The 26,228-nt window shown below is 71.5% G+C and carries 28 protein-coding genes and 1 other RNA gene; 16 read left to right on the forward strand and 13 right to left on the reverse strand.

Annotated features, from left to right (window positions below; genetic code table 11):
- The first annotated feature begins 33 nt into the window (after positions 1 to 33).
- Entirely contained in the window at positions 34 to 510 is a 477-nt protein-coding gene (smpB, locus tag L3Q67_RS17660) for an SsrA-binding protein SmpB (protein ID WP_153029508.1), read from the forward strand.
- 41 nt (positions 511 to 551) lie between these two features.
- Positions 552 to 1,415: an amidohydrolase family protein gene (locus tag L3Q67_RS17665; RefSeq protein WP_499190528.1), complete on the forward strand. Its 864-nt coding sequence runs from the start codon at positions 552 to 554 to the stop codon at positions 1,413 to 1,415.
- Here L3Q67_RS17665 and L3Q67_RS17670 read toward each other — a convergent pair.
- The 5 genes from L3Q67_RS17670 to L3Q67_RS17690 all read right to left on the reverse strand — a co-directional run bounded on the left by L3Q67_RS17670 (position 1,323) and on the right by L3Q67_RS17690 (position 5,617).
- The gene (locus L3Q67_RS17670; protein ID WP_499190529.1) at positions 1,323 to 2,669 is read right to left on the reverse strand and encodes an acyltransferase family protein; all 1,347 of its coding nucleotides are present in this window, start codon (positions 2,667 to 2,669) and stop codon (positions 1,323 to 1,325) included. The genes L3Q67_RS17665 and L3Q67_RS17670 overlap by 93 nt on opposite strands.
- Positions 2,670 to 2,740: 71 nt before the next feature.
- Complete coding sequence (locus L3Q67_RS17675; protein WP_423583000.1) at positions 2,741 to 2,971, reverse strand: DUF8847 domain-containing protein; 231 nt, start codon at positions 2,969 to 2,971, stop codon at positions 2,741 to 2,743.
- A 102-nt stretch (positions 2,972 to 3,073) separates the two neighbouring features.
- Positions 3,074 to 3,718, reverse strand: coding sequence for a response regulator transcription factor (locus tag L3Q67_RS17680; RefSeq protein ID WP_499190530.1), 645 nt, complete (start codon positions 3,716 to 3,718; stop codon positions 3,074 to 3,076).
- A 31-nt stretch (positions 3,719 to 3,749) separates the two neighbouring features.
- Positions 3,750 to 4,817 carry a sensor histidine kinase gene (locus tag L3Q67_RS17685; protein ID WP_499191563.1) on the reverse strand — a complete coding sequence of 356 codons (1,068 nt, stop codon included), beginning with the start codon at positions 4,815 to 4,817 and terminating at the stop codon, positions 3,750 to 3,752.
- A gap of 95 nt (positions 4,818 to 4,912) precedes the next feature.
- Entirely contained in the window at positions 4,913 to 5,617 is a 705-nt protein-coding gene (locus L3Q67_RS17690; RefSeq protein WP_499190531.1) for a sensor domain-containing protein, read from the reverse strand.
- A 175-nt stretch (positions 5,618 to 5,792) separates the two neighbouring features.
- Between L3Q67_RS17690 and ssrA the strand changes: the two genes are divergently transcribed.
- From ssrA to L3Q67_RS17710, 4 genes are all read left to right on the forward strand, one after another.
- Positions 5,793 to 6,165: a transfer-messenger RNA gene (ssrA, locus tag L3Q67_RS17695) on the forward strand.
- A gap of 275 nt (positions 6,166 to 6,440) precedes the next feature.
- Complete coding sequence (locus L3Q67_RS17700; protein ID WP_499190532.1) at positions 6,441 to 7,430, forward strand: type IV toxin-antitoxin system AbiEi family antitoxin; 990 nt, start codon at positions 6,441 to 6,443, stop codon at positions 7,428 to 7,430.
- The gene (locus tag L3Q67_RS17705; protein ID WP_499190533.1) at positions 7,399 to 8,199 is read left to right on the forward strand and encodes a nucleotidyl transferase AbiEii/AbiGii toxin family protein; all 801 of its coding nucleotides are present in this window, start codon (positions 7,399 to 7,401) and stop codon (positions 8,197 to 8,199) included. The genes L3Q67_RS17700 and L3Q67_RS17705 overlap by 32 nt, the downstream gene beginning before the upstream one ends.
- Positions 8,200 to 8,273: 74 nt before the next feature.
- Positions 8,274 to 8,645, forward strand: coding sequence for a glyoxalase superfamily protein (locus L3Q67_RS17710; RefSeq protein ID WP_209670545.1), 372 nt, complete (start codon positions 8,274 to 8,276; stop codon positions 8,643 to 8,645).
- On the opposite strand, the gene L3Q67_RS17715 is transcribed toward L3Q67_RS17710, so the two are convergent.
- Complete coding sequence (locus tag L3Q67_RS17715) at positions 8,631 to 9,107, reverse strand: hypothetical protein (protein ID WP_499190534.1); 477 nt, start codon at positions 9,105 to 9,107, stop codon at positions 8,631 to 8,633. The genes L3Q67_RS17710 and L3Q67_RS17715 overlap by 15 nt on opposite strands.
- A 99-nt stretch (positions 9,108 to 9,206) precedes the next feature.
- On the opposite strand from L3Q67_RS17715, the gene L3Q67_RS17720 reads away from it, so the two are divergent.
- Positions 9,207 to 9,380, forward strand: a complete 174-nt coding sequence (locus tag L3Q67_RS17720) for a hypothetical protein (protein WP_499190535.1) — start codon at positions 9,207 to 9,209, stop codon at positions 9,378 to 9,380.
- On the opposite strand, the gene L3Q67_RS17725 is transcribed toward L3Q67_RS17720, so the two are convergent.
- Genes L3Q67_RS17725 through L3Q67_RS17735 form a run of 3 tightly spaced genes read right to left on the reverse strand, consistent with a single transcriptional unit; the run spans position 9,377 to position 12,776 of the window.
- Positions 9,377 to 11,623 carry a heavy metal translocating P-type ATPase gene (locus L3Q67_RS17725; RefSeq protein ID WP_499190536.1) on the reverse strand — a complete coding sequence of 749 codons (2,247 nt, stop codon included), beginning with the start codon at positions 11,621 to 11,623 and terminating at the stop codon, positions 9,377 to 9,379. The two genes, L3Q67_RS17720 and L3Q67_RS17725, sit on opposite strands and share 4 nt — an antisense overlap.
- A gap of 14 nt (positions 11,624 to 11,637) precedes the next feature.
- Positions 11,638 to 12,567, reverse strand: coding sequence for a DUF8832 domain-containing protein (locus L3Q67_RS17730; protein ID WP_499190537.1), 930 nt, complete (start codon positions 12,565 to 12,567; stop codon positions 11,638 to 11,640).
- Positions 12,567 to 12,776, reverse strand: coding sequence for a heavy-metal-associated domain-containing protein (locus L3Q67_RS17735; RefSeq protein WP_209670535.1), 210 nt, complete (start codon positions 12,774 to 12,776; stop codon positions 12,567 to 12,569). Before L3Q67_RS17735 ends, L3Q67_RS17730 begins: the two co-directional genes overlap by 1 nt.
- Positions 12,777 to 12,914: 138 nt before the next feature.
- On the opposite strand from L3Q67_RS17735, the gene L3Q67_RS17740 reads away from it, so the two are divergent.
- Positions 12,915 to 13,337: a DUF4396 domain-containing protein gene (locus tag L3Q67_RS17740; protein WP_395902094.1), complete on the forward strand. Its 423-nt coding sequence runs from the start codon at positions 12,915 to 12,917 to the stop codon at positions 13,335 to 13,337.
- 223 nt (positions 13,338 to 13,560) lie between these two features.
- On the opposite strand, the gene L3Q67_RS17745 is transcribed toward L3Q67_RS17740, so the two are convergent.
- Positions 13,561 to 13,842 carry a metal-sensitive transcriptional regulator gene (locus L3Q67_RS17745; protein WP_499190538.1) on the reverse strand — a complete coding sequence of 94 codons (282 nt, stop codon included), beginning with the start codon at positions 13,840 to 13,842 and terminating at the stop codon, positions 13,561 to 13,563.
- Between the two features lie 175 nt (positions 13,843 to 14,017).
- On the opposite strand from L3Q67_RS17745, the gene L3Q67_RS17750 reads away from it, so the two are divergent.
- The 3 genes from L3Q67_RS17750 to L3Q67_RS17760 all read left to right on the forward strand — a co-directional run bounded on the left by L3Q67_RS17750 (position 14,018) and on the right by L3Q67_RS17760 (position 17,554).
- Entirely contained in the window at positions 14,018 to 14,776 is a 759-nt protein-coding gene (locus L3Q67_RS17750) for an ABC transporter ATP-binding protein (RefSeq protein WP_499190539.1), read from the forward strand.
- Complete coding sequence (locus L3Q67_RS17755; RefSeq protein ID WP_499190540.1) at positions 14,776 to 17,286, forward strand: ABC transporter permease family protein; 2,511 nt, start codon at positions 14,776 to 14,778, stop codon at positions 17,284 to 17,286. Before L3Q67_RS17750 ends, L3Q67_RS17755 begins: the two co-directional genes overlap by 1 nt.
- A 61-nt stretch (positions 17,287 to 17,347) precedes the next feature.
- Positions 17,348 to 17,554 (forward strand): hypothetical protein, encoded by a 207-nt coding sequence (locus L3Q67_RS17760; RefSeq protein ID WP_423583012.1) that lies wholly within the window; start codon positions 17,348 to 17,350, stop codon positions 17,552 to 17,554.
- 3 nt (positions 17,555 to 17,557) lie between these two features.
- Here L3Q67_RS17760 and L3Q67_RS17765 read toward each other — a convergent pair whose 3' ends face one another.
- Positions 17,558 to 18,340, reverse strand: coding sequence for an IclR family transcriptional regulator (locus L3Q67_RS17765; RefSeq protein WP_499190541.1), 783 nt, complete (start codon positions 18,338 to 18,340; stop codon positions 17,558 to 17,560).
- Positions 18,341 to 18,424: 84 nt separating this feature from the next.
- On the opposite strand from L3Q67_RS17765, the gene hutH reads away from it, so the two are divergent.
- The 5 genes from hutH to hutI are packed head-to-tail and all read left to right on the forward strand — an operon-like array spanning position 18,425 to position 25,236.
- Complete coding sequence (gene hutH / locus L3Q67_RS17770; protein WP_499190542.1) at positions 18,425 to 19,963, forward strand: histidine ammonia-lyase; 1,539 nt, start codon at positions 18,425 to 18,427, stop codon at positions 19,961 to 19,963.
- Complete coding sequence (hutU, locus tag L3Q67_RS17775) at positions 19,960 to 21,612, forward strand: urocanate hydratase (RefSeq protein ID WP_499190543.1); 1,653 nt, start codon at positions 19,960 to 19,962, stop codon at positions 21,610 to 21,612. Before hutH ends, hutU begins: the two co-directional genes overlap by 4 nt.
- Positions 21,609 to 22,808: a Zn-dependent hydrolase gene (locus L3Q67_RS17780; protein ID WP_499190544.1), complete on the forward strand. Its 1,200-nt coding sequence runs from the start codon at positions 21,609 to 21,611 to the stop codon at positions 22,806 to 22,808. The genes hutU and L3Q67_RS17780 overlap by 4 nt, the downstream gene beginning before the upstream one ends.
- Complete coding sequence (locus tag L3Q67_RS17785; RefSeq protein ID WP_499190545.1) at positions 22,805 to 24,112, forward strand: formimidoylglutamate deiminase; 1,308 nt, start codon at positions 22,805 to 22,807, stop codon at positions 24,110 to 24,112. The genes L3Q67_RS17780 and L3Q67_RS17785 overlap by 4 nt, the downstream gene beginning before the upstream one ends.
- A complete protein-coding gene (hutI, locus tag L3Q67_RS17790; RefSeq protein WP_499190546.1) occupies positions 24,097 to 25,236 on the forward strand; it encodes an amidohydrolase family protein in 1,140 nt (379 codons plus the stop codon). The genes L3Q67_RS17785 and hutI overlap by 16 nt, the downstream gene beginning before the upstream one ends.
- On the opposite strand, the gene L3Q67_RS17795 is transcribed toward hutI, so the two are convergent.
- Together L3Q67_RS17795 and L3Q67_RS17800 are read right to left on the reverse strand one after the other, a co-directional pair.
- The gene (locus tag L3Q67_RS17795; protein WP_499190547.1) at positions 25,221 to 25,991 is read right to left on the reverse strand and encodes a hypothetical protein; all 771 of its coding nucleotides are present in this window, start codon (positions 25,989 to 25,991) and stop codon (positions 25,221 to 25,223) included. The two genes, hutI and L3Q67_RS17795, sit on opposite strands and share 16 nt — an antisense overlap.
- A complete protein-coding gene (locus L3Q67_RS17800) occupies positions 25,988 to 26,200 on the reverse strand; it encodes a hypothetical protein (protein ID WP_499190548.1) in 213 nt (70 codons plus the stop codon). The genes L3Q67_RS17795 and L3Q67_RS17800 overlap by 4 nt, the downstream gene beginning before the upstream one ends.
- Positions 26,201 to 26,228: the final 28 nt, after the last annotated feature.

A 26,228-nucleotide genomic window follows, 5' to 3' on the forward strand; every position in this document is an offset into this window, starting at 1 on the left:
TCGTGCGGATGAGAATCACGTAGAGTTGTCATCATGCCCAAGGAACGTGGTCACAAGGTGATCGTGTCGAACCGCAAGGCTCGGCACGACTACTCCATCCTCGACACCTACGAAGCCGGTCTCGTGCTCGTCGGTACCGAGGTGAAGAGCCTGCGTGACGGCAAGGCCTCACTGGCCGACGCGTTCGCCACGGTGGACGACGGCGAGGTGTGGCTGCGCAACGTGCACATCCCCGAGTACGTGCAGGGCACGTGGACCAACCACATGCCCCGCCGGACCCGGAAGCTGTTGCTGCACAAGGGCGAGATCGAGAAGCTGATCGGCAAGACCAAGGAGAGCGGGCTCAGCCTGGTCCCGTTGTCGATGTACTTCAAGGACGGCAAGGTCAAGGTCGAACTGGCGCTGGCCAAGGGCAAGAAGGCCTGGGACAAGCGCCAGGACCTGGCCAAGCGCGACGCCGACCGCGAGGTGCGCAAGGCGATGGGCCGCGCGCTGAAGGGCCGGTACTGAGCGGCACCGGCCCGGAGTCCGATGCGGACGTCCCGGGCTGGGTGCGCTCGCTCGGCCTGCCCGGGCTGGTCGACCTGCACGTGCACTTCCTGCCCGAGCGGGTGATGGCGAAGGTCTGGTCCTACTTCGACCAGGCCGAGCGCCACTACGGCACCCCGTGGCCGATCCACTACCGGCTGCCCGAGGCGGAGCGGCTGGACGTGCTCCGCTCGCTCGGGGTGCTGCGGTTCGCGCCGCTGGTCTACCCGCACAAGCCGGGCATGGCCGAGTGGCTCTCGGAGTGGGCGCTGGACTTCGGCGCGCGCGTGCCGGAGGCGGTGCCCACCGCGACCCTGTACCCGGAGCCGTCCGCCGCGTCCTATGTGGACTCGGCGGTCCGCGCCGGTGCCCGCTGCTTCAAGGCCCACGTCCAGGTCGGGGCCTACGACCCGCGCGACGACCTGCTCGACAAGGCCTGGGGCACGCTGGCCGACGCCGGGCTCCCGGTGGTGGTCCACTGTGGACACGGCCCGCTGCGGGGCGTGCACACCGGGCTGGACGTGTTCGGCGCGGTCCTCGAACGGCACCCCCGGCTGACCGCGGTGCTGGCCCACGCCGGCATGCCCGAGTACGAGGCGGCGGTCGAGCTGGTGCGGCGGTACCCGAACGTGTACCTCGACACCACCATGGTCGGCGTGCCGTTCACCGAGGCGATGATGCCGAAGCCGGCCGGCTGGGTGTCCAGCCTGGCCGGCCTCGGTGAGCGGGTGGTGCTGGGCACCGACTTCCCGAACATCCCGTACTCCTACGCGACCCAGTTGCGGGCCGTCGCCTCATGGGCGGCTGCCGACGACCGGCTGGGGGAGCAGTTCCTGCGGCAGGTGCTGCACGACACCCCGGCGCGCCTGCTGGGCCTTGAGCCGTAGCGGCTTGCCCGCCAGCAGGAAGGCCGCGGTGACACCGAAGACCCATGGCAGCGGCCCGGCCAGCTGACCGCTGTCGGGAGGTGTGGTGAAGCCGGTCGCGGCCAGGCCGAGGAGCCCACCGGAGGCGACCAGCCCGGCCAGCACCAGTTGCGCGGTCGGGGCGATCGGGCCGCCGTCGAGCTTGCGGACCTCGAAGCGGGCGAAGACGCGCAGCAGCGCGGCCAGCACGAGGCCGGTCGCGGCCAGCCAGAGGGGGGCCGCGGCGAGCCAGGCGATGCTGCCGGGTTCCGGGGTCCGGTAACCGAAGCCGAGCACCGACACCCCGGCGACGACCACCAGTGCGGGCATGTGCCACAGGTACACGCTCATGAACCGCGGGCCGAGCCAGCGCAGGGCGGCCGCCACCGGCGGGCGCACGGCCCAGCGGACGATGGCCGGGCGCAACGCGAGCAGCAGGCCGATCTGCCCCACGGCCAGCGCGGCCAGCAGCACGCTCGGCGGGCTCATGTTCGACACCGGCGCCCCGGGCATGCCGATCATGCTCGCCGGGTACGGGCCGAAGGCGACCATCAGCGCGGTGACCCCGAAACCGGCGGCGGACATGGTCAGCGCGCCACGCCTGCCGAGCGATCCGAGGCGGCCGTCGGCGTAGAGGAAGCCGATCTGGTGCACGGCGAGCCAGACGAACACGGCGTTGGCGTACCCGATCAGGCCGAGGTCGTTGAAGCGGGCCACGTCCACGAGCACCCCGGCGACGGCCATGACCACCGGCACCCGCAGACCCCAGCGCCGGTGTGCCGCGGCCATCAGCGGCGTGACCAGGACGGTCACCAAGTACACCGCGAGGAACCAGAGCAACTGCGCGGCGATCGCGCCGGCCACTTCCAGCGGTTGCTCGGGGATGCCGAAGGCACGCAGCAGTTCGGGCACGACGAGCCAGACCATGAACAACGGCAGCGCGGGCAGGAGGAGCCGCTGCACGCGCGCGGCCAGCCAGTCACGGCTGCTGGTGGCGGCGTTCAGCGAGATCAGGTTCGCCGCCCCACCGGCGAAGAACACCAGCGGCATCACCTGGGACAGCCAGGTGATCACCCACCAGCCGGGGGTGGCCAGCGCGTTCCCGGTGGCCAGTCGCCCGTCCGCGTACCCCAGTACCGGCATCAGCCAGTGCTGGCCGACCACACCGGCGATCGCGGCGGCCCGCACGACGTCGAGGAAGAGGTCCCGTTTCGGACGGGTTGTGCTCGTCTGCATGACTGAAGAGCCTGGTCGAGCCGGCCCTTCGGCACAGCGGGGTGAGCCGCCGTTTCCGTGTTCGGGTTTTCCTAGTTCTGTGGTGGGGTTGGCCCTACCTCGCCGGCCGGGCGCAGGCGGTACTCCCAGCCGCTCTCGGCGTTGTAGTCGAGTTCGTAGTGGGTCTCGATCTTGGGGCCGTCGTGGAGGTGGACGTGCCGCATCACGGTGCCGCGCACCGGTTCGGTGTCACCGATCTCCTGGATCCGGCCGTCGAGCGGGCCGCCGAAGAAGCGGACGCACTCTTCTGAGTGTGCGGACAATCCGTTCTCCTCCTCACCGGCGACAGCGTCCGCTAATGGTAGGTGAGGTGATCGAGCGGTGCCGCCCTCAGACGGGTGAGCTTGGGTGTCCCCGGTGGCGGCTCAGCCGCGTTCGAGGTAGGTGAGCACGGCGCGGACCCGGCGGTGTTCCTCGGCGGAGACCTCCAGGCCGAGCTTGGCGAAGATGTTGCCGATGTGCTTCTCCACCGCGCCGTGCGAGACGACGAGGGTGCCGGCGATCGCGGTGTTCGACAGGCCCTGCGCCATCAACCCGAGCACCTCCGACTCGCGCGCGGTGAGCGCGTCGAGCGGGTTCTTGCGGCCGCGTGCCATCAGCTGGGCGATCACGTCGGGATCGATCGCCGTGCCGCCGCCGGCGACCCGCCGCACCGCGTCGAGGAAGTCGGAGACGTCCGCGACGCGCTCCTTGAGCAGGTAACCGACTCCGCCTGCCCCACCGGACAGCAGTTCCACCGCATAGCTTTCCTCCACATACTGCGAAAGCACCAGCACGGGTAGTCCGGGGATCAGCTCACGCGCGCCGAGCGCGGCCCGCAGCCCCTCATCGGTGAAGGTCGGCGGCATCCGCACGTCGACGATCGCCAGCGCGGGACGGTGTTCCTTGACCGCGACGAGCAGGTCGTCGCCGTTGTCCACGGCGGCCACCGTCTCGATGCCCTCGTCGGCCAGCAACCGCTGGAGCCCCGCTCGCAACAAGACCGCGTCCTCGGCGATGACGACACGCATAGTCCTTCAGGCTCCCCGGGTACGGGCCTGCTCACCAGGTGCACGGCAGGTCCGAGCGGACCACCGTGGGGCCACCCGGCGGGCTGACGACGGTGATGACGCCGTCAATCGTGGCAGCCCGGTCGGCCAGGCCCGCGAGCCCACCCCCACTGCGCACCTCGGCACCGCCGTGACCGTTGTCGGTGATCTCCACGATCACCCGGTCGTCGGTGCGCCAGACCTTCACCACCGCCTGCGTGGCACCGGAGTGCTTCGCGATGTTGGTCAGCGTTTCGCCCACGATGAAGTACGCCGTGGTCTCCACCGCGGCGGGCGGGCGCGGCTGGACGTCCACCGAGACCTCCACCGGTACCGGGGACTTCGCGGCCTGCGCCGAGAGCGCCGCGTCGAGGCCGCGGTCGCCGAGCACGGCCGGATAGATGCCGCGCGCCAGGTCCCGCAGTTCGGAGACGGCGAGCTTCGCGTCCGAGTGCGCTTCGTCGATCAGCTCGCGCACCGCTTCCGGGTCGCTCCCGAACTTCGACTTCGCGCGGCCGAGGCTCATCGCCACGGACACCAGCCGCTGCTGCGCGCCGTCGTGCAGGTCGCGCTCGATCCGGCGGCGTTCGGCCTCGGCGGCGTCCACACCACGGGCCCGCGAGGCCTGCAGGTGCTCGGCCTTGGCGGCCAGTTGCTGGTTGCGCGGCGGGCCGAGCAGGGAGAGCGCGAGGTTGCCGTGCAACCAGGCGACCCACGGCAGCACCCAGACCGCGATCGGGAAGAGCACGATCCCCGCGATGCCGAGCACGAACTCCAGGACACCCAGCGGCAGCGCCAGCATCAGGTAACCGAAGTCGCGCCAGGTGGTCTGGTCCGTGAGGCGGGTGCGCCAGCGCTGGAGCCAGGTGCCCTCCTGCGGCAGGCGCACGGCGTCGGGCAGCGGGGTGTCCAGCATGGTGCGGACCCAGCGGCGCTCCACGTCGCCGAACCAGCGGGTCAGCCCGGTGACCAGCACCAGCAGCGGGACGCCGACCCAGATCACCACCGTGCCGATGCCCACCGCGGCCAGCGTCACCAGCAGCACGAACTGGACCAGGCGCAGGGGGAAGCTGCCGACCATGAAGCCGACGACCTTCGGCCAGTGCGGCTTCGGCTGCGTGAACGCCGCCCCGTCTGGGGACATCGCCGGTCCTCCCTGCGCAGTGGTGACGACGGTCATCCTGCCACCGTCGACATCGCCGGGGTTCCCGGGAAAGGGACGCGGTCCTCTTCCTCTTCCCGGCGGCTGGTCGGGCCGAGCAGCACCCTGGCGAACCGGGCGTGCCCGGCGGCCAGCCCCCGGGTCAGCGCCACCGAGACCGCCATGAACAACACACCCAGCGCGGCCCACGGCAGCGCCTCGACGGTGGAGTCCACGGTGATCCAGCGCAGGCCCGCGTCGTAGCTGGGGAAGTGGTAGGCACCGGTGGGCAGGTAGCGGAAGTAGATCGGCAGGCCGGCGAAGGCCAGGCTGACCGCCCAGAAGGTGACCACCAGGGTGAACTGGATGATGCCGATCGGGAAGAGCAGGAAGAAGTAGGCCGTGTCGCGCCAGGTGGCGCCGTCGGCCAGCCGAGCCTTCCAGCGCGCCTTCTGGCCGCCTTCCGGCAGCGCCCGGTAGGGCACCGGGATGTAGCTGTCGAGCATGGCGTAGACGCGGGCGCGCTCCACCCGGGCGGCGCCGCGGGCGATCAGCACGGCCAGCGCGGCGATCGGCAACCCCACCCAGACGATCGCGGTGGAGACACCGGAGACGAAGAGGGTGAAGAGGAACACGAAGCCGAGGATGCCGAGCGGGAGGTTCATCAGCAGGAAGCCCAGCGACCCCGCGAACCGCGGACGCGACCGGCTGCCGTCCTGCTCGACCTGTGCCGTTGTCATGGCTGGTTCCCTTCAGACGTCCGTTGCGCTTACCGGACAAGCTTCGCCGGAAAGGGGGCTGCGCGGCCATGGTGCGCACGGGTATCCCGGGGGTAGGGACAACCCCACCACGGCGCCGGAATACCGGGTTGCGCGAGGGCGTTATGATGGACAGGTTCGTAGCGACAACCCACCAGGGGGTGAACGGTTTCGACTTTGGACGTCGATTCGAGGGAAGCGTGCCGGTGCAGGCGAGAGACCACCGTAAGCGTCATCGCAAACCAATAAGCGCCAAGGCCAATAGCCAGCGCGACTACGCCCTCGCCGCCTGAGCGAGCGCGCAGTCTGTCGGCCCGGGAGTGCCTCCGTCCCGGTCGCCGGCATCAGCTAGGAGGCTCTACCGCCGGACCCGGCCACGGGGTCCGGTTGGGAAACCAACAGTGGCTGGGCCCGTCACATCGGCTTGTTCGCGTGATCGATGGGGCCGAGTAGAGGCATAGCGGACTGCGCACGGAGAAGCCTTGTTGAGGCGCCAGAGGACCCGGGTTCAATTCCCGGCACCTCCACTTCGTCGACGGCGGGTGCTCGTGGTGAGCACTCGCCGTTGACTTGTGTTCGGGGTGTTTATCTGGGGGCCTGGCCCCCAGACCCCCGGCCAGGGGGCTTGCCCCCTGGACCCCCATGGTCGTGGGCGCGATTGCTGTTGGCTTGCGGTGCTTCTCGGCTGCGCCATCGGAGCGGCCTCGGCTGCGCCATCGGCGGCGGCTGCGTCGTGGAGGTTGCGGTGGGTGGGGGGAGTGTTCAGTATGGGGGGATGTTCAGGGAAAATGAACATGCTGGAGTTTTGAACGATTCGTTGTGGGTGGAGCTTCGTCGGCGGCTGGACGAGTTCGGGCTTCGTGGGGAGCCGTCGGCCGGCGGGCTGGAGATCACCACCAGCAGGGGCGTGACCTGGACCTACGGTCTGCGGGTCCAGCCTCGGCTGACGCCGGAGCTGGCGACGGCGGTGCACGTACCCGACTCGCCGCCGACGTTGGTGGTGGCGCCCTCGATCAGCGAGCCGGTGGCCGAGCGGTTGCGCGCCCGCGGCATCGACTACCTCGACACGGCGGGCAACGCCCACCTCGCCTGGGGTGACGTGCTCATCGACGTCCGAGGGCGTCGCAAACCCGCGGTGCGGCGGCCCCAGGTGTCCGCGCGGGGTGCGCGTGCCTTCGGTCGTGCCGGGCTCAAGGTCGGCTTCGTGCTGCTCAGCTGGCCGGAAATGGCGTCGGAGCCACTGCGGGCGCTGGCCAGGGCGAGCGGCGTCTCGCTGGGCACGGCTCAGATGGCCGTCGACGAACTCGCCACCGCGGGCTATCTGTACGAGGGGGCGGACGGTCGTCGGCTGACCCGGGGTGGGGAGCTGCTCAACCGCTGGTCGGAGGCGTATTCGATCGCACTGGGGCCCGCGCTCGCGCTCGGCGAGTTCTCCGCCGAAGACCTCTCGTGGTGGCGGAACTCGGAGTCCGAGCTGGTGCGGGCGGGGGTGCAGGTGGGTGGTGAGGCCGCCGCCTGCCTGATCGATCCGCACCTGCGTCCCGCCTCGCTCACGCTCTACGTCGAGCAGACCCCGCTCGCGCTCATCGGCAAGCACCGCATGGTCCGCGCCGAAGGGACGGGGAACGTGCACCTCCGGCAGCGGTTCTGGCAGGTGCCCGGCGTGGACACCTGGACCGTGCCGTCGACGCTGGTCTACGCCGACCTGCTGGCCTCGGGGGATCCCCGCCAGCGTGACCACGGAGACCGCATCAGGACCAGTGATGATCGACTTACGCGACTCGACCGAACCTGACCTCCTGCTCGCCGCGCGGGTGCTGACGCGCGTCGACGCCGCAGCCCGCGAGGCGGGTGTCGACTACCTCGTGGTGGGCGCGACGGCGCGGACGATCCTGTCGATCGGGCTGGTGGGTGGCCCGCCGGAGCGGGCGACCCGCGACATCGACATCGCCGCCGCGGTGGGCTCGTGGGCCGACTTCGAGCGACTGGCCGCCAAGCTCGAGAGGCGAGGCCGCCACGTGCACGCGTTCCTCGTCGAGGACGTCGAGGTCGACGTGGTGCCCCACGGCGGTATCGAGGGCGAAGACCGCACGATCCTCTGGCCGGACGACCACCGCATGAACGTCCGAGGCCTGAGCGAGGCCGTGGAGGCAGCCGAAACGGTGCTCCTGCCCGGCGGCCTGGAAATCCGGGTTCCGTCGATCCCGGCGCTCGCCCTGCTCAAGCTGCTGACGTGGTGGGAGCGACGGGCCGACACCACGCGCGACGCCATCGACCTGGCGACGATGATCGGCTGGTATTCGACGGGGGAGTACTTCGACCGCCTGTACGACGACGAGGTGGAGACCCTGGCCCGGCACGACTTCGACCCGGCGCCGGCCGGTGCCTGGCTGCTCGGGTCGCAGCTGCCCGGGCTGCTCGACGCGGAGGGTGTGGCGGCGCTGCTCCGGATCGTCGAAGACGAGGACGCGCTCGGATTGCTGGCGCGCGACATGCGCGTCCTTCGTGGGCTGGTTCTCGTGCGCGCGTTGGGTGCGGGCGTCCGCGAAACCGCCCGGCTCTAGGTGTGGAATGGATCGTTCCGTTCTGATACAGTGAGAACAGAACAGAGCATTCCGGTCTAGAGAAGGTGGCGGAAATGGACTACAAGCTGGAGTTGGCGCAGGTACCGGTGTCCGACGTGGATCGTGCCAAGGCGTTCTACGTGGACCAGGTGGGCTTCGTGGCGGATCACGATCACCGCGTCAGCGAGGACCTGCGGTTCGTCCAGCTGACGCCGCCGGGGTCGGCCTGCTCGATCGTGATCGGCAAGGGGGTGACCCAGGCGCCGGTCGGGTCGCAGCCCGGGTTGCAGCTGGTGGTGTCCGACATCGAGGCCGCGCACGCCGAGCTGGCCGGGCGCGGGATCGAGGTGAGCGAGATCCAGGACCTGCCGGGCGGGCCGTTCGTGTTCTTCAGCGACCCGGACGGCAACCAGTGGTCGGTCCAGCAGGGCTCACGGGCGGGCTAGGCCGTCCGGCCAGACGATGGTGACCGGGCGGTTCAGGCGGTGGGCGTGCGCCACGGCGTCCGCCGTGCCCCCGGTGCCGCGGGCCGGGCTGCCGTCCCAGACGGCGACGAGCAGGTCGCTGTGCTCCACCACGAACCTCCCGGCTTCGTCGAAGGCGGCGTCGCAGGCGGTGGCGTGGTCGAGGGTGACCGCGCTCTTCGCCGCGGTGAGCAGGCGCAGGTAGGTATCCCTGGCGGCGCCGCTGAACGTGGCCGAGTAGTCCCGCGACGGGACGACGGCGAACAGCGTGCCGCCCGAGCGCAGGAGCAGTTCGGCGAACAGCTGGTCGGCGCCCTTGGCCAGGCTGCTCAGCCCGATCACCGGTGCGGCCGCTTCGGCCAGCACCGTGTTGATCTTTTCGATGGCGTGCACGCGGGCCGCGCAGGGCAGTTCCCGGTGTCCGCTGATCCCGATGACCGTCATAACGCGCTGAAAGCCGCTCGCGAGGGGCCGTTCGTTACGACTGTGCCGGGACCGTTATCCGGTTTCCCGAATGGGTGAAAGCACGTCCGGTCCGCCACCGTGGTGGGGAGCCTGGTGCTCGTCGAGGTCCTCGGCTTGATCGGCTACTTCTTCTCCTGGCGCGCGATGTGGGTCTCCGGCGGGGCGGCGCTGCTCGTGTTCCTGGCGTGCGCCGCCCTCCGCCGTGCCGCCCGCCAGGTCGACACCATCCTCGAGAACGAACTGGACCGTTAGGCGGCTGCGCGGAATCCGCGCAGGCGCAGGCTGTTGGTCACCACGAAGACCGAGCTGAGCGCCATCGCCGCTCCGGCGATCATCGGGTTCAACAGGCCGGCGGCCGCCAGTGGGAGCGCGGCCACGTTGTAGGCAAAGGCCCAGAACAGGTTCCCCTTGATGGTGCCGAGCGTCCGCCGCGACAGGCGGATGGCGTCGACGGCGGCCCGCAGGTCGCCGCGCACCAGGGTCAGGTCGCTCGCCTCGATCGCCACATCGGTGCCCGTGCCCATGGCCAGGCCCAGGTCCGCCTTCGCCAGCGCGGCGGCGTCGTTGACCCCGTCGCCGACCATGGCGACCACCTTGCCCTCGCCCTGCAGTCGCGCGATCACGTCGGCCTTGTCGCGGGGCAGCACCTCGGCGATCACCTCGGCGATGCCCACCTCGGCGGCGACCGTCTTCGCCACGGCCTCGTTGTCGCCGGTCAGCAGCACCGGCGTCAGCCCGAGTTCCTTCAGCTTCGCGATCGCCTCGGCGGAGGTCGGCTTCACCGTGTCCGCGACGGTGAGCACCGCCCGCGCCCGCCCGTCCCAGCCGACGGCCACCGCGGTCTGCCCGCGCTGTTCGGCTTCCGCCTTGGCCTCGGCGAGCGCTTCCGGCAGGTGCAGGCTCCACTGCGCCAGCAGCGCGACCCGGCCGACCACCACCGCGTGCCCGTCGACCGTGCCCTGCACGCCGAGCCCTTCGACCGCGGTGAAGTCCTCGACCGCGGGCAGTCGGCCCGTCCTGTCCTTGGCGCCGCGCGCGATGGCCTGCGCGATCGGGTGTTCCGAAGCGTCTTCGAGCGCACCGGCGAGCCGCAGCGTCTCCTCGGCCGTGGTGCCCTCGGCCAGGTGGACATCCACCAGGGACATCTGGCCGGTGGTCACCGTGCCGGTCTTGTCCAGCACGACGGTGTCCACCCGGCGGGTCGACTCCAGCACCTCCGGGCCCTTGATCAGGATGCCCAGCTGCGCGCCGCGGCCGGTGCCGACCAGCAGCGCGGTCGGCGTGGCCAGGCCCAGTGCGCACGGGCAGGCGATGATCAGCACGGCCACCGCCGCGGTGAACGCCCCCGAGGCCGACGCGCCCGCGCCGAGCCAGAAGAACAGCGTGCCCACCGCGAGCGCGATGACCACCGGCACGAAGACCGCGGAGATCCGGTCGGCCAGCCGCTGCGCGGCGGCCTTGCCGTTCTGCGCGTCCTCGACCAGCTTCGCCATCTGCGCCAGCTGGGTGTCCGAGCCGACGCGCGTGGCCCGCACGACCAGCCGCCCGCCGGCGTTCACGCACCCGCCGGTGACCGAGTCGCCGGAGCCGACCTCGACCGGCACGGATTCGCCGGTGAGCATGCTCGCGTCGATCGCCGAGCTGCCTTCGGTGACCACGCCGTCGGTGGCGATCTTCTCGCCGGGCCGCACCACGAACCGGTCGCCGACCGCGAGTTCGTCGATCGGGATGCGGACTTCGGCGTCCGCCCGCAGGACCGCGACCTCCTTGGCGCCCAGCTCCAGCAGCGCGCGCAGGGCCGAGCCCGCCCGCCGCTTCGACCGCGCCTCGAAGTAGCGCCCGGCCAGGATGAAGGTGGTGACCCCGGCGGCGACCTCGAGGTAGATGTTGCCGTCACCGCTGGTGCGTTCGATGGTGAATTCGAACGGGTGCGTCATGCCCGGCGTGCCCGCGGTGCCGAACAGCAGCGCGTACAGCGACCAGGCGAACGCGGCGAGCGTGCCGATGGAGATCAGCGTGTCCATGGTCGCCGCGCCGTGGCGCAGGTTGACCCAGGTCGCCCGGTGGAACGGCCACGCCGCCCACACCAGCACCGGCGCGGCGAGGGTGAGCGAGATCCACTGCCAGTACTCGAACTGGATGGCCGGGATCATCGCCAGCGCGATCACCGGCACCGACAGCACGGCCGAGCCGATCAGCCGCTGCCGCAGCGGACGGATCGGGTCATCGTCCACTTCGGACTCGACCGTGGTTTTGTCCTTGCGTGGCACGGTGGCCGCGTAACCCGCCGCTTCCACCTGCTCGATCAGCGCGGTGGGTTCCAGGTCGGCGGGGTAGCTGACCTTCGCCTTCTCCGTCGCGTAGTTGACCGTCGCGGTGACGCCGTCCAGTTTGTTGAGCTTGCGCTCGATCCGGGCGGCGCAGGAGGCGCAGGTCATGCCGGTGATCGCCAGTTCGACCTCGCTGCTGAGGCGTTCCCGCGTTTCCGAACTCATGTCGCGTCCTTACTTCATCCGCCGTGGGAGTGGCCATGCCCGTCGCCCTCGGCGGTGGGCGCCGGTGCCGCCGGAGCCGTGCCTTGGGCCTCGACGGTGAATTCGGCCGTCCGGACCTCGCCGCCGTGCTGGAAATCCAGGAACAGGCGGTAGGTACCGGGGGAGGGTATTTCGGTGTGGAAGTCGATCGCGGGGCCCGCGGTCGCGCTCTCGTCCGGGTGGACGTGGAGGTAGGCGAGGTCGCCGCCGCGCAGCGCGACCAGGTGGCCGTAGGCGCCGAGGTACGGCTCGAGATCGGTGACCTCGCGGCCGTCCTTGGTGACGGTCAGCCGGACCGGTGACGACCGCCCGGCGACCAGGTCGCCGTCCAGCCGCACCCGATAACCGTCCACTTCGGACTCGCGGGCGGGCGGGTACCAGGCAGGCTGGTAGTCGCCCGGCGTCGACAGGTCCACGCCGAGCGTGATGGCCTGCCCGCCGGTCGGCTTGAAGTCGGCGTACATCCGGTAGCTGCCCGCCTGCGGGAGGCTGAGCTGGATCCACCACGAGCCGTCGGCGGCGAGTTGCGGGTGGAGGTGCTGGAAGCCCGCGGTGTCGCGGCGCACCACGATCAGGTGCATGCGCTTCTCGTGCTCCACGTCGTACGCGGTGACCGGCGCGCCGTCCGGGCCGAGCACCCGGAAGGTGAACGGCTGCGTGGTGCCGGTGGGCAGGGTGGTGGTGGACGGCACGAGGGTGTAGCCGTTCAGCGAGCTGGCCAGCCCGCCGGGCAGCTCGGTCGCCGCGCCGGCGGGCTCGGCCGCGTCGTGGGTGTCGCCGTGCGCCGCCGCCGGTGCCCCGGACGAAGCGGCGACCGGTCCGGCGGCGCCGCCGATGGCCCAGCCACCACCGGCGACCAGGACGAGTGCCGCGCCGTACGCGGAGAGCTTCGCGGCGGTGTTCATCAGCTCGCGGCCACCGCGTAGCCGGCCTCGTCGACCGCGGCACGCACTTCGGCGTCGTCCAGGCCGTTTTCACTCGTGACGGTGACCGCGCCACCGGCCAGATCCACGTCGACCTTGGTCACGCCGCTGATCTTGCCGACTTCTTCGGTCACGGACCGTGCGCAGTGCTCGCAGGTCATCCCGGTCACCGCGTAGGTCGTCTCGGTCATCTTCGTGCGTCCTCTCGGTTGGCTGCCGCTTGACTCGAATGTATACCCTTGGGGGGTACCGTAGCAACTCGAGCGAACAGGACAGGCGGAGGTGCCGTGATGACGGGTGACGCACACCGGCCGGGAGCGAGCTGGGGAATGGCCGCGAGCGCGACGCTGCACTGCCTCACCGGCTGTGCCATCGGGGAGGTGCTGGGCATGGTGATCGGTACCGCGCTGGGATTCTCCAACGTCGCCACGATCGTGTTGGCGGTGGCTCTGGCCTTCGTCTTCGGTTACGCGCTGACCATGCGCGGCGTGCTGCGCTCGGGCGTCGGCTTCCGGCGGGCGCTGCGGGTGGCGCTGGCCGCGGACACCGTGTCGATCGCGGTGATGGAGCTGGTGGACAACGCGGTGATGGTCGCCGTGCCGGGGGCGATGGAGGCCGGACTGGGGCACTGGCTGTTCTGGGGTGCGCTGGCGTTCGCGCTGGCCGTGGCCTTCGTGCTCACCGTGCCGGTGAACAAGTGGCTGATCGGCCGGGGCCTGGGCCACGCGAAGGTGCACGCACACCACCACTGAGTGCCGTGAAAGCCACATTCACGGCATCCGGCGGAGCCCTCTCACGGGACACGAATGTGGCTTTGGGGGCGGATTCGGCCCCCAAAGCCACATTCGTGTCCGATGGCCTCGGGGCGAGTGTGGGGCTCGGCTGCACGAACGTGGGACTCGGGTGTCTGAACGTGGGGTTCGGCTGCGCGAGTGTGGGGTTCGGGTGCGTGAGTGTGTGGGGGTCGGCGGGGGGTTAGGAGCGGACTAGGCGGGCGATGGCTTCGGAGGCTTCTTTGACCTTCGCTTCGGCTTCCTTGCCGCCGGCCGCGGCCGCGTCGACCACGCAGGTGGACAGGTGCTCGTCGAGCAGTTCGAGCGAGAACGCCTGCAGCGCCTTCGTGGCGGCGGAGACCTGGGTGAGGATGTCGATGCAGTACTTGTCCTGCTCGACCATCCGCTGCAACCCGCGGATCTGCCCCTCCACCCGGCGCAGCCGCTTGAGGTACGCCTCCTTCTCGCCGCTGTAGCCGGCCATGCCGCACCCCTTACCTCGATCGTGTCGTCCCCACCATGATACCCAACCCCGGTATGGGGGCCAGCCCGCCGATCGAGGGGTAGGGCCAGCCCCACCCCGGCTACGCCCGCGCACCCCATGGTTCCGGTGCCGTCCGCTCGACATGCTCGTCGCAGCAAGTGAGCGAGGAGAACGCATGAACCAGGAAGTGGTCCGCCTGACCTCCGTGGTCAAGACCTACGGTGGGGAGCGTAACCGCGTCGTCGCGCTCGACGGGGTGACGATCGGGTTTTCGCGGGGGAGCTTCACCGCGGTGATGGGGCCGTCGGGCTCCGGCAAGAGCACGTTCCTGCACTGCGCGGCCGGCCTCGACCGGCCGACGTCGGGCTCGGTGGTGCTCGACGGGCACGAGCTCGGCGGCATGAACGAGGTGGCGCTCACGCGCCTGCGCCGGGAGAGCGTCGGGTTCGTCTTCCAGGCGTTCAACCTGCTTCCGGCGTTGAACGTGCTGGAGAACGTGACGCTGCCGCTGCGCCTGTCCGGGAAGAAGCCGGATCGCCGGGCGGTCGACGAGATCATCGAGCGGATCGGGCTGACCTCGCGTCGCAAGCACCTGCCCGGTGAGCTGTCCGGTGGCCAGCAGCAGCGCGTCGCGATCGCCCGCGCGCTGGTCAGCCGTCCCGCGGTGGTGTTCGGCGACGAACCGACCGGCGCGCTGGACACCCAGACCTCGCTGGAGGTCCTCGGCCTGCTGCGGGAATCCGTCCGGTTCGCCGGGCAGACGATCGTCATGGTCACCCACGACCCGGTCGCCGCCTCGCACGCGGACCGGGTGATCTTCCTCGCCGACGGCCGCGTCGCCGACGAACTGCACGACCCGACCGCCGATCTGGTGGCCGAGCGGATGACCCACCTCGGCGCCTTCGCCGCTGCCAGGGCCGGAGCGCACGCCTGATGTTCCGCATCGCCACGCGCATGCTGCGCTTCCGCAAGGGCGGGTTCACCGCCTCGTTCATCGCGTTGTTCTTCGGTGCCGCCATCGTGCTCGCCTGCGGCGGGCTGATGGAGACGGGCATCCGCTCGGCGGTCCCGCCCGAGCGGTTCGCCGCGGCGCCGATCGTCATCTCCGGCAACCAGCAGATCGACCTGCCGGAGGAGCCCGTCGCCCCGGATGAGGACGACTACGGCAAGGACCGGGACAGCGGGGTGCTGTCCGAGCGCGTCCGCCTCGACGCCGGGTTGATCACCCAGATCGAGAAGATCCAGGGCGTCGAGCGCGCGCTTCCCGACGTCACCTTCGACGTGCACGAGAACGGCCGCCGGCTCCCCGGCCACGGCTGGAGTTCCGCCGAACTGGCGGGGGACTCGCTGGTCGCGGGGGTCGCGCCGACCCGGGCGGGGCAGGTCGCCCTGCCCGGGCACCAACCTGGGGAAACCATCGAACTCGCCGTGCGCGGCAAGGTCGAGCGGTTCACCGTCACCGGGACCACCGCCGGGCCGTCCGTCTTCTTCACCGACGGCGAAGCGAGCCGGTTGCTGGGCAAGGCGGGCGCGGTCGACGCGATCGCCGTGTTCACCACGCCCGGCACCGACGTCGAAGCGCTCCGCGAGCGGGTCGACAAAGCGATCAGCGGCGCCCCCGCGATCTCACTGACCGGGGACGAACGCGGACTGGCGGAGTTCCCCGGTGCGGCCGAGGGCGGCACCGGGCTGATCTCGCTCGCCGGGGTGTTCGGCGGCATGGCCACCACGGTGGCGATCTTCGTGGTGGCCTCCACGCTGGGACTTTCCGTGCAGCAGCGGGGACGGGAACTCGCGCTGCTGCGGGCGATCGGCACCACACCGGGGCAGCTGCGCCGGATGGTGCTCGGCGAGACGATGGTGGTCGGGGTGCTCGCCACCCTGCTGGCGTACTTCCCCGGGCAGTGGCTCGGCGAATTCCTCTTCGAACAGCTGGCAGGCCGCGGTGTGGTCGCCGAGCAGATGATCTACCACCAGGGCTGGATCCCGATGGTGAGCGCGAGCGGCGCGGCACTGCTGACCGCGTTCGGCGCGGCCTTCGTCGCCGGTGGCCGTGCCGCGCGGGCCCGGCCCGCCGAGGCGCTGGCCGAAGCCGCCGTGCAGCGCCGCTGGCTGAGCGCGCCCCGGCTGATCACCGCGCTGCTCTGCCTCGGCGGCGGCATCGCGCTGGTGATCATCACCTTCACCGTGATGACCGGACCGGTCGCGGCGAGCACCGCCGGGCCGACGGTGATGCTGTGGGCGATCGCACTGGCCCTGCTCGGCCCGGGCATCGCGCGGATCGCCATCGCCACCCTGCGCTGGCCGCTGCGCGCGGTCACCGGGCTGAGCGGGCGGCTCGCCCTGCTCAACGCGCGGAACCGCCGGGTCAGGATGGCCGCCGCGATCACGCCGATCATGCTGGCCAGCGGAATGGCGCTGTCGATGATCTACCTGCAGACCACGCAGGGCGCCGCCGGTGAGCGCGCGTTCAGCGAGAACCTGCGGGCGGACACCGTGCTCGCGTCCTCCACCGGCGGGTTCGACCCGTCGCTCGTCGGCACGGTCGCCGAACTGCCGGGGGTGGCCGGGGCGTCCGCGCTGGTGACCAGTTCCGGTTTCATCACCGACTACGACGACGGCTGGCAGGACGACCAGGGCCTCCCGCTGCAGGGCATCACCGCCGAAGGGGCGGGCCAGACGACCGCGACCCCGTTCACCGCGGGCAGCGTCGAGGAACTGCGTGGGAACACCGCCGCGCTGCCCGCCGATCTCGCCGAATCGCTCGGCAAGGGCGTCGGTGACACCGTCACTCTCCGTTTCGGAGACGGTGCTCAAACCGACGTGCGGATCGCCGGGTTGCTCGGCGGCCGGCCGGGCTACGAGATCGCGCTGGTGCCCGCGAGCCTGCTCGTGCCGCACACCGACGCGGGCACCGTGCCGCAGATCCTGGTGAAGGCCGAACCGGGCGCGGACCTCGCGCCGGCGCTCGCCGGACTGGCCGGGCGCGTGCCGGGACTGGTGGTCGCCGACCGGGCCACGGTCACCGCGGCGAACACCGAACAGCAGGACATCGGGGCGTGGGTGAACTACCTGCTGGTCGCGATGATCGTCGGGTACACGGTGATTTCCCTGGTCAACACCCTGGTGCTGGCCACGGCCGAGCGGCGGCGCGAGTTCGCGCTGCAGCGGCTGGTCGGCTCGACGCGTGGTCAGGTGCTCCGGATGACCGCGGTGGAGGCGGTGCTCGTCGCCGTCGCCGGGATCGTGCTGGGCGGCTTCGTCTCGCTGACCACCCTGGTCCCGTTCAGTCTCGTCATCAGCGACACGCCGGTGCCGGCCGGGCCGATCGGGGTGCTGCTGGCGGTCGTCGGCGGGGCCGCGGCACTGGTGCTGCTCGCCACGCTGGTGCCGGCGTGGTTCGCCCTGCGGGCGCGGCCGGTCGAAGCCGCTGTCGCTCCGTGATCACGCCCATGTCATGCTGATGGGGGACACGCGATCGAGCGTGGCCGGAAGAAGGTGCCAGATGACCTGGGCAAGGCATGGCAGCGTTACCGACCCGGCGGCCGACACGAGCTACCTGGCCGGAGTCAAGGCGGAGGAGAAGATCCACCGCGACGTTCAGGAAGGCAGGGCAGCGCGCACGGTCGCGCAGCACTCCTCCGACGCGCAGGAGTGCGCGGAACTGCTCGAGATGCTCGGCATCCCGGTCGAGGCGGGCAGACGACACTGAGGTTCAGGCGCCGCCGATGCGGGACGTGAGTTCCGCGGCGGCGCGCCGCACCTCTTCGGCGATCCCCGGCCAGTCCTGAGTGCAGGCACCGGCCGGGGAGTCGCACACGTGCCGGAAGGTCACGCTGATCGCGGCGAGCGGGCGGTGGCCGTGGTCGAACACCGGGTGCGCCACCGAGGCGAAACCCGGCGTGACGTGCCCGTCCTCGACAGCCCAGCCGCGCCTGCGTTCGGCGTTCAGCGTCGCCCGGAGCTCGGCGAGGGTGCGCGGGCCGCGTGCGGTGCGCCGCACGAAGGCCTCGGCGGACGGGAACAACGCCCGCACGTGGGCGGCGGGCAGGTGCGCGAGCATGGCCCGCCCGCTGGCGGTGAGCTGCGCCGGTAACCGCACCCCCACATCGGTGACCAGGGTTTCCGGCCGCGCCGGCCGCTCCTTGATCAGATACAGCGCCTCACCACCGTGCAGGATGCCGAGGTGCGCGTTGTGCTCGACGCGGTCGACCAGCCGCCGCAGCAGCGGCGCGGCGAGCCGTTCGAGCGGGTCGTGCCGCAGGTAGGCCGACCCCAGTTCGAAGGCCGCGATCCCCAGCCCGTACCGGCGTTCGTCGGGCAGGTGCGTGACGAATCCGGCGGCCACCAGCTCGGCGAGCAGGTGGTAGGTGGTGGACCGGGGCAGGCCGAGGTCGCGGGCCACGGCACCGGCCGACACCGGACCGGGCCGCTCGGCCAGCGCGCGCAGGATGCCCAGGCCGCGCCGCAGCGCGGGGACGTCGGAACTGGTGCCCATGCCCTGCCCTCCTGTCTGAGATCCCAGACGGAACCACTCGATCACCGATTTTGCCCGCGCGGTCGCCGGGGTCCAATGGCAGGCATGCCGGAACTAGTGCACCTGGGTGCGGACCCGCTGCGGGCGGAGCAGGTCGTCGCGGTCGCCCGCGGCCGGGCGGCGGTCGAGCTGACCGAGTCCGTGCGGAAGAACCTCGCCTCCACTCGTCAGCACATCGACGCGCTGGCCGATGCCACCAAGCCGACCTACGGCGTCTCCACCGGGTTCGGCGCGCTCGCCGTGCGGCACATCCCGATCGAGCGCCGCGTCGCGCTGCAACGCTCGCTGATCCGGTCGCACGCGGCCGGTGCCGGGCAACCGGTCGAAACCGAGGTCGTGCGCGCGCTGATGTTGCTGCGCCTGCGCACGCTCGCCAGCGGCTACACCGGCGTCCGCCCGGTCACCGCGGACACCCTCGCGCGGCTGCTCAACGCGGACATCACGCCGATCGTCCCGGAGTACGGCTCGCTCGGCTGCTCCGGTGACCTCGCGCCGCTGGCCGCGGTCGCGCTGGCGCTGATGGGCGAGGGCGAGGTGGTGCACGAAGGGCAGGTCGTCCCGGCGGCGCAAGCGCTTGCGCGGGCCGGGATCGAGCCGGTGGTGCTGGCCGAGAAGGAGGGCCTCGCGCTGACCAACGGCACCGACGGCATGCTCGGCATGTTGTTGCTGGCCTGCGCCGACCTCAGCCTGCTGTTCGACCTCGCCGACATCACCGCGGCGATGAGCGTCGAAGCCCTGCTCGGCACCGACCGGCCGTTCGCCGCCGATCTGCAGGCCCTGCGACCGCATCCCGGTCAGGCCGTGTCGGCGAGCCGGATCCACGCGGCGCTCGCCGGGTCCGGCATCGTGGCCAGCCACCGCGGCCCGGACTGCCCTCGCGTCCAGGACGCTTATTCACTGCGGTGTGCGCCCCAGGTGCACGGCGCCGCGCGGGACACGCTGACCCACGTCGAACTGGTCGCCGAGCGCGAGCTGGCGGCCGCGGTGGACAACCCGGTGGTGCTGCCCGACGGCCGGGTCGAGTCGAACGGCAACTTCCACGGCGCCCCGGTCGCCTACGTGCTGGACTTCCTCGCCATCCCGGTCGCCGACCTGGCCAGCATCGCCGAGCGCCGGACCGACCGGATGCTCGACGTGGCCCGCTCGCACGGCCTGCCCGCCTTCCTGGCCCACGACCCCGGCGTGGACTCGGGGCACATGATCGCCCAGTACACCCAGGCCGCCGTGGTCAGCGAGCTGAAGCGGCTGGCCGTTCCGTCCTCTGTGGACTCCATTCCGAGCAGTGCCATGCAGGAGGACCACGTCTCGATGGGCTGGAGCGCGGCGCGCAAGCTCCGCAAGGCGGTCGAGGGGCTGCGGACCGTGCTGGCCATCGAGCTGCTCACCGCGGCGAGGGCGCTGGACTTCCGCTCGCCGCTCGAACCGGCGCCGGTGACCGCCGCCGTCCGGGACCTGCTGCGCACCCGCGTGCCCGGCCCCGGCCCGGACCGCCACCTGGCGCCGGAAATCGCCGCCACCGAAGAACTCATCGCCTCGGGTGCTGTCACCGAGGTGGTCAACGCGACTTTGGGAGAAAGCCGATGAGCAGGACCGTGCGCGCCGCCCGCGGCACCGCGCTGACCGCGAAGAACTGGCAGAGCGAAGCCGCGCTGCGGATGTTCCACAACAACCTCGACCCCGAGGTGGCCGAGCGGCCGCAGGACCTGGTCGTCTACGGCGGTACCGGCAAGGCCGCCCGCGACTGGGCCAGCTTCGACGCGATCACGCGCGGACTGACCACCCTGGACGAGGACGAGACGCTGCTGGTGCAGTCGGGCAAGCCGGTCGGTGTGTTCCGCACGCACGAGTGGGCGCCGCGGGTGCTGATCGCGAACTCGAACCTGGTCGGCGACTGGGCCACCTGGCCGGAGTTCCGGCGCCTGGAACAGCTCGGGCTGACCATGTACGGCCAGATGACCGCGGGTTCGTGGATCTACATCGGCACGCAGGGCATCCTCCAGGGCACCTACGAAACCTTCGCCGCGGTGGCGAAGAAGAAGTTCGGCGGTTCGCTCAAGGGCACGCTCACCGTCACCGCCGGCCTCGGCGGCATGGGTGGCGCGCAACCCCTCGCGGTGACCATGAACGACGGTGTCGCGCTGGTCATCGAATGCGATCCCGAGCGCGCCCGCCGTCGCGTCGAAACCCGGTACCTGGACGAGGTCGCCGACGACCTGGACGACGCGATCCGCCGGGTCACCACGGCCAAGAAGGACAAGCGGGCGCTCTCGGTCGGCGTGCTCGGCAATGCCGCCGAAGTGCTTCCGGAGCTGCTGCGCCGCGGGGTCGAGGTGGACATCGTCACCGACCAGACCTCGGCGCACGACCCGCTCGCGTACCTGCCCAAGGGCGTCGCGGTGGACGACTGGGCCGACTACGCGGCCAAGAAGCCCGACGAGTTCACCGACCGTTCGCGCGAATCCATGGCCGACCACGTCGACGCCATGCTCGGCTTCCTCGACGCGGGCGCGGAGGTCTTCGACTACGGCAACTCCCTGCGCGGCGAGGCGAAGCTCGGTGGTTGCGACCGCGCCTTCGACTTCCCCGGCTTCGTGCCCGCGTACATCCGGCCGTTGTTCTGCGAGGGCCAGGGCCCGTTCCGCTGGGCCGCGCTCTCCGGCGACCCCGCGGACATCGCCGCCACCGACCGCGCCATGCTGGAGTTGTTCCCGGAGAACGAATCGCTTGCACGCTGGATCCGGCTGGCCCGGGAACGCGTCGCCTTCCAGGGACTTCCGGCGCGGATCTGCTGGCTCGGCTACGGCGAGCGGCACCTGGCCGGGGTGCGGTTCAACGAGATGGTGGCCAGCGGTGAGCTGACCGCGCCGGTGGTGATCGGCCGCGACCACCTCGACTCCGGCAGCGTGGCTTCGCCGTACCGGGAGACCGAGGGCATGGCCGACGGCTCCGACGCGATCGCCGACTGGCCGCTGCTCAACGCCATGGTCAACACCGCGTCCGGGGCCAGCTGGGTGTCGATCCACCACGGCGGCGGGGTCGGCATGGGACGCTCCATCCACGCCGGGCAGGTCTGCGTGGCCGACGGCACCGAGCTGGCCGGGCGGAAGATCGAGCGGGTGCTGACCAACGACCCTGGCATGGGCGTGATCCGGCACGTCGACGCCGGGTACGAGCGGGCCGTCGAGGTGGCGGGCGAGCGCGGTGTCCGGGTGCCGATGAAGGAGACCGAATGACCGCGTCCGGACTGCTCGACCGCATCGCCGACGTCGGGCGCGACCGCGCGCGCGGCGGTTATTCGCGGCACGCGTTCGACTCGGCCGAGGGTGAGCTGCGCGAGTGGTTCATCGCCGAGGCCGGGTGGCTCGGGCTCGATGTGGAGACCGATGGCAACGGCAACATCTGGGCCTGGTGGGGCTCGCCGGGGCCGGACGCGACGGTCACCGGCAGCCACCTCGACTCGGTTCCCGGCGGCGGCGCGTTCGATGGCCCGCTGGGGGTGGTCAGCGCACTCGACGCCGTCGGGATCCTGCAGCGCAAGGGATTCTCGCCGGCGAAACCGTTCGCGGTGGTGGTGTTCGCCGAGGAGGAGGGCGGCCGGTTCGGCGTGCCGTGCCTCGGGTCGCGGCTGCTCACCGGCTCGATCGACCCGGACAAGGCGCGCAACCTGCGGGACCCGGACGGCACCACGCTCGCCGACGCGGCCTCACGGGCGGGTTTCGACCCGGCGCGGTTCGGGCCGGATCCGGAGGCGCTGTCCCGGATCGGGCGGTTCCTCGAACTGCACGTCGAGCAGGGGCGCGGCTTGATCGACCTCGGCTCGCCGGTGGCCGTCGGCAGTACGGTGATCGCCCACGGGCGGTGGCGGTTCTCCTTCCAGGGGCAGGGAAACCACGCGGGGGCGACGCTGCTGTCCGATCGCCACGATCCGATGCTCCCGGCGGCGCTCACCATCGGCGCGGTCCGCAAGCTCGCGGCGTCGGTGCCGGACGCGCGGGCGACGGTCGGTCGCCTGGTGCCCACGCCCGGCGGCACGAACGTCATCGCGTCCACAGTGGACCTGTGGCTGGACGCGCGGGTGCCGGGCAGCGGGCTGACCGAGGCGCTGGTCGAGGACATCGCGGGCGCCGCGGCGGAAGCCGCCGCCGCGGAGGGCTGCACGGTGCGCGTGACCAAGGAGTCCTATTCGGACACGGTCACCTTCGACAGCGGCCTGCGGGACCGGATGTCCGGGGTGCTCGGCGGCGTGCCGGAGCTGCCGACCGGTGCCGGGCACGACGCGGCGATCCTGGCGCCGCACGTCCCGTCGGGCATGCTCTACGTGCGGAATCCGACCGGGATCAGCCATTCGCCGGAGGAGTTCGCGGAGGCGGCGGACGTCGACACCGGTGCCCACGCGCTCGCCGAGGTGCTGGAGAACCTGGCAAAATGACCACGTTCTGGTGCGAGCGAGCCTGGCTGCCCGACGGGGTCGCCGACGGGGTGCTGCTGGAGGTCTCCGGCGGCAGGATCGACTCGGTCACGCCGGGAGCGCCGAGAACCGGCACGGTGCTCGGCGGGCTGACCGTGCCCGGAATGGCGAACGGTCATTCGCACGCGTTCCACCGGGCGCTGCGCGGGCGCACGCACCACGATCGCGGCACCTTCTGGACCTGGCGTGAGCGGATGTACGCGCTCGCCGGACGACTGGACCCGGACAGCTACTACCGCCTCGCCCGGGGTGTCTACGCGGAAATGGTGCTCGCCGGGTTCACCAGTGTCGGTGAGTTCCACTACCTGCACCACGCGCCCGGCGGACAGCCTTATGACGACCCGAACGAGATGAGCCAGGCGCTCGCCCGTGCCGCCGTGGACGCCGGAATTCGAATGACCCTGCTCGACACTTGTTACCTCGCCGGGGGATTCGGCGTCGAGCTCGGGGAACACCAGCTGCGGTTCAGCGATGGCGATGTCGACGGCTGGGCCGTGCGCGCGGGGGCTTTCCGGTCCGAGAGCGAGCTGGTCCGGGTGGGTGCGGCCGTGCACTCGGTTCGCGCGGTGCCTGCCGCGCAGCTGCCGGTGGTGGCCGAATGGGCGGGGGCGCGGCCGTTGCACGTCCACCTGTCCGAGCAGCGGGCCGAGAACCAGGATTGCCTGGGCTACCACGGGAAAACGCCGACCGCCCTGCTGTCCGACGCCGGGGTGCTGGGGCCGTCGACGGTCGCCGTGCACGCCACCCACCTGACGGACACGGACATCGGGCAGCTCGGCCGCACGCACACGCGCGCGTGCTTCTGCCCGACCACGGAACGGGATCTGGGCGACGGCATCGGCCCGGCACGCGAACTCGCCGACGCCGGCGTGCGGCTGAGCCTCGGCACGGACAGCCACGCCGTGGTCGACGCGTTCGAGGAAACCCGGGCGCTGGAGCTGAACGACCGGCTGCGGGCGGAGGCGCGTGGCCGGTTCACCGTGGAAGAACTGCTGGCCGCGGCCACCGACCACGAGGCGATCGGCTGGGGCGAATGCGGTCGGCTGGCGCCGGGCGCGGCGGCGGACTTCGTCACCGTGGACCTGGGCTCGGTGCGCACCGCGGGCGCCGAGCCGGAGGGCGTGTGGTTCGCGGCTTCGGCGCCGGACATCACCGACGTGGTGGTGGCCGGGCGGTCCGTGGTGCGGGAGCGCACGCACCAGCTGATCGAGCGCCCGCACGCGGAATTGGCCGAGGAGACGGAGAACCTGTGGCGAGCACACTGATCACCGGCATCGCCGAGCTGACCACGAACACCGGCGAGAAGCAGCGCGACGTGTCGGTGGTGATCGAGGACGACCGAATCGCGTGGATCGGCTCGGGCACGCCCGCGGCCGATGAGCGGGTGGACGTCGGCGGCCGGGCGATGCTGCCCGGCTGGGTGGACAGCCACACGCACCTGGTCTTCGCCGGTGACCGGACCAGCGAGTTCGAGGCGCGGATGGCCGGGAAGCCGTACACCGCGGGCGGGATCTCGGTGACGGTCGAAGCGACGCGGGCGGCGTCGGACGAGGCGCTGGCGGCGAACCTGGTCCGGCACGCGGACGAGGCGGCTCGGCAGGGCACGACCTGCCTGGAGACGAAAACGGGCTACGGCCTGAGCGTCGAGGACGAGGAACGCTCGGCGAAGATCGCCGCCGCGGTCGCCGACGAGGTCACCTTCCTCGGCGCGCACCTGGTCCCGCCCGGCGCGGATGCGGAGTCCTATGTGGACCTGGTGTGCGGGCCGATGCTGGACGCGGTCGCGCCCCACGTGCGCTGGGCGGACGTGTTCTGCGAGACCGGTGCCTTCGACGAGGAGCAGACGGGCCGCGTGCTGACCGCGGCCGCGGCCAAGGGGCTCGGCCTGCGGGTGCACGGCAACCAGCTGGGCGAGGGGCCAGGGGTGCGGCTGGCCGTCGAGCACGGCGCGGCGAGCGTGGACCACTGCACCTACCTGTCACCGTCCGATGTGGACGCTCTGGCGGGTTCCGCGACGGTGGCGACCCTGTTGCCCGCCTGCGACCTGTCCACCCGCCAGCCGCTCGCCCCCGCGCGGCGGCTGCTCGACGCCGGGGCGACCATCGCGCTGGCGAGCAACGCCAACCCCGGCAGCTCGTACACCACCTCGATGGCTTTCTGCGTGGCGACGGCGGTGTTGCAGATGGGCCTGTCGATCGACGAAGCCGTCTGGGCCGCGACGGCGGGCGGCGCCCGGGCCCTGCGGCGGGACGATGTCGGGTACGTGCGCGAAGGAGCCCGCGCTGACCTGCACGTCCTGGACGCGCCGTCGGTCACGCACCTCGCCTACCGCCCAGGCGTTCCGCTGACCTGGGCGGTGTGGCGCCGCGGTGTTCAGTGGTCCAAGTAGTGCAGCGCATCCATTTCGGCGGCCTGCGCGCGGGCCTCGGTGACCGACTTCGGGTCCAGGCGGCGCAGGGCACCCACCAGTAGCTCGCGATCGCCGTTGCCGATGTGCGCCAGCAGGTCGAACAACGGCCCCCACAGGCGGTAGCGGGCGGCGGCCGCGGCGAGGCCGTCGAACCGGTTCACCGGCAGCAGCGCGATCAGCTGGCCCACGCGTGCCTTGTCGTCGAGCACGAAGGCGGTGAGCAGCAGGGCGGCGTCGTGCAGCAGCGGCAGCGCGGCTTCGACGGTGGCCTCCGGCAGGTGCCCGGCGAACCGGCCGATGGTGATCCAGTCCTCCCGGCGCACCAGCTCGGCGATCACGTCGAGCACCCGCGCGAGCGGCAGGCCGCCGAGGATCAGGCTGCCCCGGCGTGGATCCATCTCCACCATCACGTCGGCGACGAACCCGGTGTTCAGGCGCCTGGCCACGTCGATCGTCCGCTCGAGGTCCATCACGCCGGCGACCCGCGCGCACAGCAGCGGACCGTAGGCGCGCTCGGCGACCTTCGCCGACACCGCGTTCGGCACCAGCCTGCTCGCCGACGCCAACCGCTGCAGCATCGGCAGATCCGCGTCGAACAGCGCGTCGCTCATGCGGGTGCGCAGCTGCCGCAGCTCGCGCGCGTCGACCTTCTCCAAAAAGGACAAGCGGGTTTCGTCGGCGCCGAGCAACCGGGCCAGTTTCAGCACCTCGGCGTGGCTGTCGAGCGCGGTCACAGGCCGACCGCCCGGCGGACGGCGCCCCGCAGCAGCGCGGGCACGTACTTCAGGCCGTCCTCCACGGCTCTCACCAGTTCCGCCGACTGCTTTTGCCGCGCCTCGCCGAAAACCGCGCCGAGCAGGGCTTTCTCCTCTTCGGACAGGGCGTCGATCCCGGCGGGCAGTGCCCCGCCCAGCTGGCCGGCCAGGCTGTGCTTCGTTGCCATCCCCGCATCATGCCGGAAACGCGCCGGG

It is taken from the genome of Saccharothrix sp. AJ9571, from assembly GCF_021725495.1.
Classification (GTDB): domain Bacteria; phylum Actinomycetota; class Actinomycetes; order Mycobacteriales; family Pseudonocardiaceae; genus Amycolatopsis; species Amycolatopsis magusensis.